The organism is Paraburkholderia mimosarum LMG 23256 = NBRC 106338 (assembly GCF_000739815.1).
GTDB lineage: Bacteria > Pseudomonadota > Gammaproteobacteria > Burkholderiales > Burkholderiaceae > Paraburkholderia > Paraburkholderia mimosarum.
Genome location: NZ_BBJJ01000036.1, coordinates 19,671 through 27,543 on the forward strand (window position 1 = coordinate 19,671; position 7,873 = coordinate 27,543).

The window sequence follows — 7,873 nt, forward strand, 5'->3', positions numbered from 1 at the left end:
CCGCTTCCGGCCGAAACGACAAAACGATTCTGTTGCGGAGACGCGCGTGTTCCTCTACGGCTTTGGCCCGGTGCTCCTCGCCGGCACGATCCAGACCATCGAACTTTCGCTCCTTTCGCTCGGCGTGGCCGTCCTGCTCGGACTGGCGGGCGCCGCGGCGAAGCTCTCGTTCAACCGGCCGCTCGCGGCGGCCGCGACGGCTTACACGACGCTGATCCGCTCGGTGCCCGACCTCGTGCTGATGCTGCTGCTGTTCTACAGCATCCAGATCGGCGTGAACGAGGCCACCGACGCGCTCGGCATGGCGCAGATCGACATCGACCCGTTCGTGGCCGGCGTCATCACGCTCGGCTTCATTTACGGCGCGTACTTCACCGAGACCTTTCGCGGCGCGTTTCTCGCGGTGCCGCGCGGCCAGCTCGAAGCGGGCCACGCCTATGGCATGAGCGGCGCGCGCGTGTTCGCGCGCATCCTGTTTCCGCAGATGATGCGCTTCGCGCTGCCCGGCATCGGCAACAACTGGCAGGTGCTCGTGAAGGCGACGGCGCTCGTCTCGATCATCGGTCTCGCCGACGTGGTGAAGGCCGCCCAGGACGCGGGCCGCAGCACCTTCAACCTGTTCTTCTTCCTCGTGATCGCGGCGCTCATCTATCTCGCGATCACCACTCTCTCGAACTTCGCACTCGCCTGGCTCGAACGCCGCTATTCGGTGGGCGTGCGTCACGCGCAACTTTGAGGCAAAGGCCGCCATGAACGAAATCCTCCAGCAATTCGGCCGCGCGTTCCTCTACTGGGACGGCGAGCATGTCTCGGGCCTCGCGATGACGCTGTGGCTGCTCGTGATCTCGGTGGCCTTCGGCTTCGTGTGCGCGGTGCCGCTCGCCGTGGCCCGCGTGTCGAGCCGCCGCTGGCTTTCGCTGCCGGTGCGCTTCTACACCTACGTGTTTCGCGGCACGCCGCTCTACGTGCAGTTGCTGCTCATCTACACGGGCGTGTACAGTCTCGCGTTCATCCGCGCCGAGCCGCTGCTCGATGCGTTCTTTCGCAGCGGCCTGAACTGCGCGATCCTCGCGTTCGCGCTCAACACCTGCGCCTATACGACGGAGATCTTCGCGGGTGCGATTCGCGCCACGTCGCACGGCGAGGTGGAAGCCGCGCGCGCCTATGGCATGAGCCCGTTCACGATGTACTGGCGCGTGATCCTGCCTTCGGCGCTGCGCCGCGCGCTGCCGCTGTACAGTAACGAGGTGATCCTGATGCTGCACGCAACCACGGTGGCGTTCACGGCGACCGTGCCCGACATCCTCAAGGTCGCGCGCGACGCCAACTCGGCCACGTACCGCTCGTTCGAGTCGTTCGGCCTCGCGGCGCTGATCTACTGTGCGGTATCGTTCGTGCTCGTGGCCGCGTTCCGCCGCGCCGAGAAGCGCTGGCTGGGCCATCTCGCCGTGCGCACCCGCTGAATCATCGGAATCACCGGAAACATTGGAGGCCATCTTGGCTCAGACGACGCAAGGCATGACCCAAAGCACGAACCCAGGCATGACGCAACATTCGGACAGCAAGCTGGTCGCGCGCGATATCCACAAGCGCTACGGCGACAACGAGGTGCTCAAGGGCGTCTCGCTCGACGCGAAGAAGGGCGACGTGATCAGCATCATCGGCGCGAGCGGCTCGGGCAAGAGCACGTTCCTGCGCTGCATCAATTTCCTCGAGAAGCCGAACGCGGGCGAGATCGTCGTCGATGGCGAGACGGTGCGCACCAAGGCCGGCCGCAACGGCGACCTCGACGTGGCCGACCACAAGCAGTTGCAGCGCATCCGCACCAAGCTCGCGATGGTGTTCCAGCACTTCAACCTCTGGTCCCACATGAACGTGCTCGAGAACGTGATGGAGGCGCCCATTCACGTGCTGGGCGTGCCGCGCAAGGAAGCGGAGGAGCGCGCGCGTCAGTATCTCGAGAAAGTGGGCCTCGCGCCTCGCGTGGAAAAGCAGTATCCCTCGCATCTCTCGGGCGGCCAGCAGCAGCGCGTGGCGATCGCGCGCGCCCTGGCCATGCACCCGGACGTGATGCTGTTCGACGAGCCGACTTCGGCGCTCGATCCCGAACTCGTGGGCGAAGTGCTCAAGGTGATGCAAAAGCTCGCCGAGGAAGGCCGCACCATGATCGTCGTCACGCACGAGATGGGCTTCGCGCGCAACGTCTCGAACCATGTGATGTTCCTGCATCAGGGACGCACCGAGGAAGAGGGCGCACCCGCCGACGTGCTCGGCGCGCCGAAGAGCGAGCGCTTGCGACAGTTCCTCTCGGGCAGCCTCAAGTAAGCGGCGCGCTCGTCTCGCGCATCCTGCCGCCGATGGTCCGCTCCCCCGTGCTCCCTTCCGCTTCCGTCGCTGCCGCGGCGCCGGGCGGCCAGGCGTCGCCCGCGCGCGCCGGCCGCACCACCCAGGTCGCCATCGTCGCGCTGCCGCCCGTTTCGATGTCGGGTGTGGGCCCGATCGTCGATGCGCTCCATCTCGCCAACGAGATCGACGGCCGCGCGCTGTACCGCTGGCAGATGTGCTCGTGGAACGGCCGCCCCGTGCCGCTCGTGGGCGGCGCGCAATGGCCCGCCGACTGCGCGTTCGGCGACGCGCTCTCGTGCGACTGGCTGATCGTCGTGACCGAGCGCTACCAGCAGTTCGCCGACTACCGCCTCTTTCTCGCGAGCCTCGCGCGCGTGGGGCAGCGCACGCCGCTCGTCACGGGCGTTCATCACGGCATCTGGTGGCTCGCGATGGCGGGGCAGCTCCAGGGCTACCGCGTGGCCGCCAACTGGGAGACGTTCCAGCAGTTCGCCGAGCAGTTCGAGCGGACCATCGTCACCCAGCACATCTACGAAATCGACCGCGACCGCGCCACCTGCGCGGGCGGGCAGGCCACGCTCGACTTCATGCTCGCGATGATCGGCCGCGACCACGGCCCCGAACTTGCCGAGCGCATTGCCGACGCGCTGGGCGCCAGCACGCTGCGCAGCGGCGACGAACGTCAGCGCATTCCGTTCGTGACCGCGCCGGGCGAGCGTCATCCGCGCATGAATGACGCGCTCAAGCTGATGGAAGCGAACATCGAGGATCCGCTCACGACCGACGAGATCGCCGATCTCGTGGGCGTCTCGCGGCGCCAGCTCGAGCGGCTCTTTCGCCAGTACCTCGGCGCGATGCCGTCGAAGTACTACCTGGGCCTGCGCCTCGCCAAGGCGCGCTCGCAACTGCAGCGCACCAGCAAGTCGGTCGTGCAGATCAGCCTCGCATGCGGGTTTTCGTCGGCGGCGCATTTTTCGAATGCCTATCGCGAGCGCTTCGGCGTGACGCCGCGCGAAGACCGCCGCAACTGGATCGAGCGCCAGCATGGCGGGGCCGCCGCCGAGCCGCGCGCCGGTGCGCTCGTCGAGCCGCCTGAAGTCGAGTGAGCGCGGCCAGCCGCCGATCTTGCGGGTTCCGTACGAAAAAACGCGTCGCGCCTGCGCAAGACGTTTGCGACGAGCTTGCCTACACTGCATCTGTTACTTGCCGGGAACGGCCTCGTCCCGGACCGCATCGACCCCGAATTCGACACGCGAAAGCGCTATAAAGGAATCGCCATGAACGACCAGACTGTGAGCCGCAAGACCTTCGACGAAGTGATGGTGCCGTGTTTCTCGCCGGCGCCGTTCGTGCCGGAGCGCGGCGAGGGCTCGCGCGTGTGGGACACCGAGGGCCGCGACTATATCGACTTTGCGTGCGGCATCGCCGTGACTTCGCTCGGCCACGCGCACCCCGAACTGCTGCGCGTGCTGCAGGAGCAGGGCAGCAAGCTGTGGCACATCGGCAACGGCTACACCAACGAGCCGGTGCTGCGGCTCGCGCGCAAGCTCGAATCGCTCACGTTCGCCGATCGCGCGTTCTTCGCGAACTCGGGCGCGGAAGCCAACGAGGCCGCGCTCAAGCTCGCGCGCCGCGTGGCGTTCGATCGGCACGGTGCCGACAAGTTCGAAATCGTCTCGTTCACGCAGTCGTTCCACGGCCGCACGTTCTTCACCGTGAGCGTGGGCGGCCAGCCCAAGTATTCGGAAGGCTTCGGCCCGGTGCCGGGTGGCATCACGCATCTGCCGTACAACGACATCGAAGCGGCGAAGCGGGCGATTGGCCCCCAGACCTGCGCCGTGATCGTCGAGCCGGTGCAGGGCGAGGGCGGTGTGATTCCCGCCGATCCCGCGTTCCTGCGCGCACTGCGCGAAGCATGCGACGCGCACGGCGCGCTGCTGATTTTCGACGAGGTCCAAACGGGCGTGGGCCGCACGGGCCACTTCTACGCTTATGAAGACACGGGCGTGACACCCGATATCCTCACGACGGCGAAGGCGCTCGGCAACGGCTTTCCGATCGGCGCGATGCTCACCACCGAGGCGATCGCCGCACACTTCAAGGTGGGCGTGCACGGCACGACCTATGGCGGCAATCCGCTCGGCGCGGCGATCGCGGGCAAGGTGGTCGAGCTCGTGAGCGATCCGGCGCTGCTCGCGGGCGTGCGCGCGCGCGGCGAAACGATTCGCGGCAAGCTCGCCGCGCTCAACGAGCGCTTCGACATGTTCAAGGAAGTGCGCGGCAAGGGCCTCCTGATCGGCGCCGAACTGAACGCGCGCTTCGCAGGCCGCGCCAAGGACTTCAACGCGGCGGCCGCGAACCGCGGCCTGATGATGCTGATCGCGGGACCGGACGTGCTGCGTTTCGCACCGTCGCTCATCATTCCCGAGGCGGACCTCGACGAAGGCTTTGCGCGCTTCGAGCAGGCCTGCTATGACGTGATCGGCGTCAACGGCTCGCGCTGAAACCGGCGCACGCACAACCGCATTCACAGGACCGACGATGCTATTCGTTCGCCCCGCCCGGCTGGCCGATCTCGATGCGATCGCCCACATGGCGCACACCGCGCAGCCGGTGCTGCATTCGCTGCCGCACGACCGCGCGGCGCTCGAAGCGCGCATCGCGCTTTCCGAGGACTCGTTTCGCGCGGACGTGGACTTCCCCGGTGAGGAGTTCTATCTGTTCGTGCTCGAAGACTCCGCTACCGGGCGGCTCGTCGGCACCTCGAGCATCGTGGCGGCGGCCGGCTATGCCGAGCCGTTCTACGCGTTCCGCAACGACGCGCTCATTCATGCCTCGCGCGAGCTGCACGTGAACCGCAAGATCCACGCGCTCACGATGTCGCACGAACTCACGGGCAAGAGCCGCCTCGCGGGCTTCTACATCGAGCCAACGCTCCGCGGCGACGCGGCCGCGCATCTCATGTCGCGCGCTCGCATGATGTACGTCGCGATGAACCGCCGCCGCTTCACGCCCGAGGTGTTCTCGCTGCTGCTCGGCGTGACCGACGAGACGGGTGCCTCGCCGTTCTGGGAAGCCGTGGGGCGCAAGTTCTTCGGGCGCGATTTCAAGGACATCGAACTGGCCTCGGGCGGGCGCAGCCGCACCTTCATCGCCGAGGTGATGCCCGCCTATCCGCTCTACGTGCCGCTGCTGCCGGAGCCGGCGCAGCGCGTGCTCGGCGAGCCGGACCAGAGCGCCTTGCTCGCCTATGAGATCCATCTGGAAGAGGGCTTCGAGCCGGACCGCTTCGTCGATATCTTCGACGCGGGCCCGGTGCTGACCGCGCAAGTGGACCGCACGGGCTCCGTCGCGGAAAGCGAGACGAGAGCGGTGCGTGAAGTTGCGGACGCAACGAATCAACAGGGCATGGCGTATCTGGTCGCGAGCCAGCGAGCGGGCGAGTTCCGCTGCGTGCTCGCGACGCTGCCCGAAAGCGTGAAGGGCGCCGGCGCGCGCGCAGCGAACCTCGCGCCGCTCGACGCCGCGACGCGCGCGGTGCTCGGCGTGCAGGACGGCGAGCCGGTGCGCTGCGCGCCGCTCTATCGCGCCACGCCGCAAACCGAAGAGGCTTACATGGGAGACGCACAATGATCGTGGTACGCGTCGTGCAAACGGGCGACGTGGACGCGCTCGTCGCGCTCGCCCAGGAAACGGGGCCCGGCCTCACGACCTTCAAGCCCGACCGCGAGGCGCTCAAGGCGCGCATCGAACGCACGCGGCGCACGCTAGCCGGTGAAGCCGCGCCACGCGAAGCCGGCTACTTCTTCGTGATGGAAGACACGGCGACGGGTGACGTGGCCGGCGTATGCGGCATCGAAACGGCGGTGGGGCTCGAGCAGCCGTTTTACAACTATCGCGTAAGCACGGTGGTGCACGCGAGCCAGGAACTCGGCATCTGGACGCGCATGCGCGCGCTCAATATCTCGCACGATCTCACGGGCTACGCCGAAGTGTGCTCGCTGTTCCTGTCGCCGCGCTATCGCACGGGCGGCATGGGCAGCCTGCTTTCGCGCTCGCGGTTCATGTTCATCGCCCAGTTTCGCGAGCGCTTTCCCGAGCGCCTGTGCGCGGAGTTGCGCGGCCACTTCGACGCGGAGGGCACGTCGCCGTTCTGGCGCGCGGTCGGTTCGCACTTCTATCAAATCGACTTCAACGCCGCCGATTACCTCAGCTCGCACGGCCGCAAGTCGTTCCTCGCGGAACTCATGCCGCGCTACCCCGTGTACGTGGAGTTGCTGCCCGAGGAAGCGCAGGCATGCGTGGGCCTCACGCATGCCGACACGATTCCCGCGCGCCGCATGCTCGAAGCCGAGGGGCTGCGCTACGAGAATCACGTCGATATCTTCGATGCGGGCCCGGTGCTCGAATGCCATATCGGCGACTTGCGCACGGTGCGCGACAGCGTGCTGGTGCCGGTCCGGATCGGCGAGACGCAGGGTGGCGAGGGCGTGCGCTCGCTCGTGTCGAATACTTCGCTCGGCGATTTTCGCGTGGGTTTCGCGCCTGGCGTCGTGCTCGACGGCGTGTTCACGCTGAGCGCCCAGGAAGCAGCAGCGTTGAACGTCGCGGCGGGCGAGCCCGTGCGTGTGCTCGGCCCGGCGCAGAAGCAACAAAAGGGATAAACATGAACGAGCTTTACATCGATGGACAGTGGTGCGCGGCCTCGGGCCCCGCGTTCGCTTCGCGCAACCCCGGCACCGGCGAAACCGTGTGGAGCGGCAATGCCGCGAGCGCCGACGATGTCGATCGCGCCGTCAACGCCGCACGCCGCGCGTTCGCCACGTGGTCGCAAACGCCGCTCGAAGCGCGCTGCGAGATCGTGAAGCGCTTCGCCGCGCTCGTCACCGAAAAGAAGGAAGCGCTCGCGCAGGCGATCGGCCGCGAGACCGGCAAGCCGCTCTGGGAAGCGCGTACCGAAGCGGCTTCGATGGCCGCGAAGGTCGCGATTTCGATCACCGCCTATGGCGAGCGCACCGGCGAGAAACGCACGCCGATGGCCGACGGCATCGCGGTGCTGCGGCACCGCCCGCATGGCGTCGTCGCCGTGTTCGGTCCGTACAACTTCCCGGGCCATCTGCCCAACGGCCATATCGTCCCCGCGTTGATCGCGGGCAACGCCGTGGTCTTCAAGCCTTCCGAACTCGCGCCGGAAGTTGCGCGCGCAACGGTCGAGCTGTGGCGCGAAGCGGGCCTGCCCGCGGGCGTGCTGAACCTCGTGCAGGGCGAGCGCGACACGGGCATTGCACTCGCGAACCATCGGCAGATCGACGGGCTCTTCTTCACGGGCAGCTCGGACACGGGCACGCTGCTGCATCGCCAGTTCGGCGGCCGCCCCGAGATCGTGCTCGCGCTGGAGATGGGCGGCAACAACCCGCTCGTCGTCGCGCCGGTCGAAGACATCGACGCGGCCGTGCACCACACGATCCAGTCGGCGTTTCTTTCGGCGGGGCAGCGATGCACGTGCGCGCGCCGCATCCTGGTGCCC

8 protein-coding genes are annotated in these 7,873 nt (G+C 67.5%); all 8 read left to right on the forward strand.

From position 1 onward, the window contains the following. Window positions 1-46: 46 nt before the first annotated feature. Window positions 47-736 carry an ABC transporter permease gene (locus tag BMI01S_RS23715; RefSeq protein ID WP_028212121.1) on the forward strand — a complete coding sequence of 230 codons (690 nt, stop codon included), beginning with the start codon at window positions 47-49 and terminating at the stop codon, window positions 734-736. Between the two features lie 13 nt (window positions 737-749). Further along, on the forward strand, window positions 750-1,463 hold the full coding sequence (locus BMI01S_RS23720) for an ABC transporter permease (protein WP_028212122.1): 714 nt from the start codon (window positions 750-752) through the stop codon (window positions 1,461-1,463). Between the two features lie 79 nt (window positions 1,464-1,542). Further along, entirely contained in the window at window positions 1,543-2,325 is a 783-nt protein-coding gene (locus BMI01S_RS23725; RefSeq protein ID WP_036044802.1) for an ABC transporter ATP-binding protein, read from the forward strand. A gap of 32 nt (window positions 2,326-2,357) precedes the next feature. Further along, the gene (locus BMI01S_RS23730) at window positions 2,358-3,452 is read left to right on the forward strand and encodes a GlxA family transcriptional regulator (RefSeq protein WP_042290781.1); all 1,095 of its coding nucleotides are present in this window, start codon (window positions 2,358-2,360) and stop codon (window positions 3,450-3,452) included. A 171-nt stretch (window positions 3,453-3,623) separates the two neighbouring features. After that, complete coding sequence (locus BMI01S_RS23735) at window positions 3,624-4,850, forward strand: aspartate aminotransferase family protein (protein ID WP_028212124.1); 1,227 nt, start codon at window positions 3,624-3,626, stop codon at window positions 4,848-4,850. Window positions 4,851-4,887: 37 nt separating this feature from the next. Further along, window positions 4,888-5,979 (forward strand): arginine/ornithine succinyltransferase subunit alpha, encoded by a 1,092-nt coding sequence (gene aruF, locus BMI01S_RS23740; protein ID WP_028212125.1) that lies wholly within the window; start codon window positions 4,888-4,890, stop codon window positions 5,977-5,979. Continuing rightward, window positions 5,976-7,010: an arginine N-succinyltransferase gene (gene astA / locus BMI01S_RS23745; RefSeq protein WP_028230770.1), complete on the forward strand. Its 1,035-nt coding sequence runs from the start codon at window positions 5,976-5,978 to the stop codon at window positions 7,008-7,010. The genes aruF and astA overlap by 4 nt, the downstream gene beginning before the upstream one ends. A 2-nt stretch (window positions 7,011-7,012) precedes the next feature. Beyond that, a partial coding sequence (locus BMI01S_RS23750) for an aldehyde dehydrogenase family protein (RefSeq protein ID WP_042290783.1) occupies window positions 7,013-7,873 on the forward strand: 861 nt, incomplete at its 3' end.

Excerpts from the sequence above, each read along its gene's own strand:
- BMI01S_RS23720 (WP_028212122.1), top strand. The coding sequence starts at position 750 with ATGAACGAAATCCTCCAGCAATTCGGCCGCGCGTTCCTCTACTGGGAC.
- BMI01S_RS23725 (WP_036044802.1), top strand. The coding sequence starts at position 1,543 with ATGACGCAACATTCGGACAGCAAGCTGGTCGCGCGCGATATCCACAAG.
- BMI01S_RS23730 (WP_042290781.1), top strand. The coding sequence starts at position 2,358 with ATGGTCCGCTCCCCCGTGCTCCCTTCCGCTTCCGTCGCTGCCGCGGCG.
- BMI01S_RS23735 (WP_028212124.1), top strand. The coding sequence starts at position 3,624 with ATGAACGACCAGACTGTGAGCCGCAAGACCTTCGACGAAGTGATGGTG.
- aruF (WP_028212125.1), top strand. The coding sequence starts at position 4,888 with ATGCTATTCGTTCGCCCCGCCCGGCTGGCCGATCTCGATGCGATCGCC.
- astA (WP_028230770.1), top strand. The coding sequence starts at position 5,976 with ATGATCGTGGTACGCGTCGTGCAAACGGGCGACGTGGACGCGCTCGTC.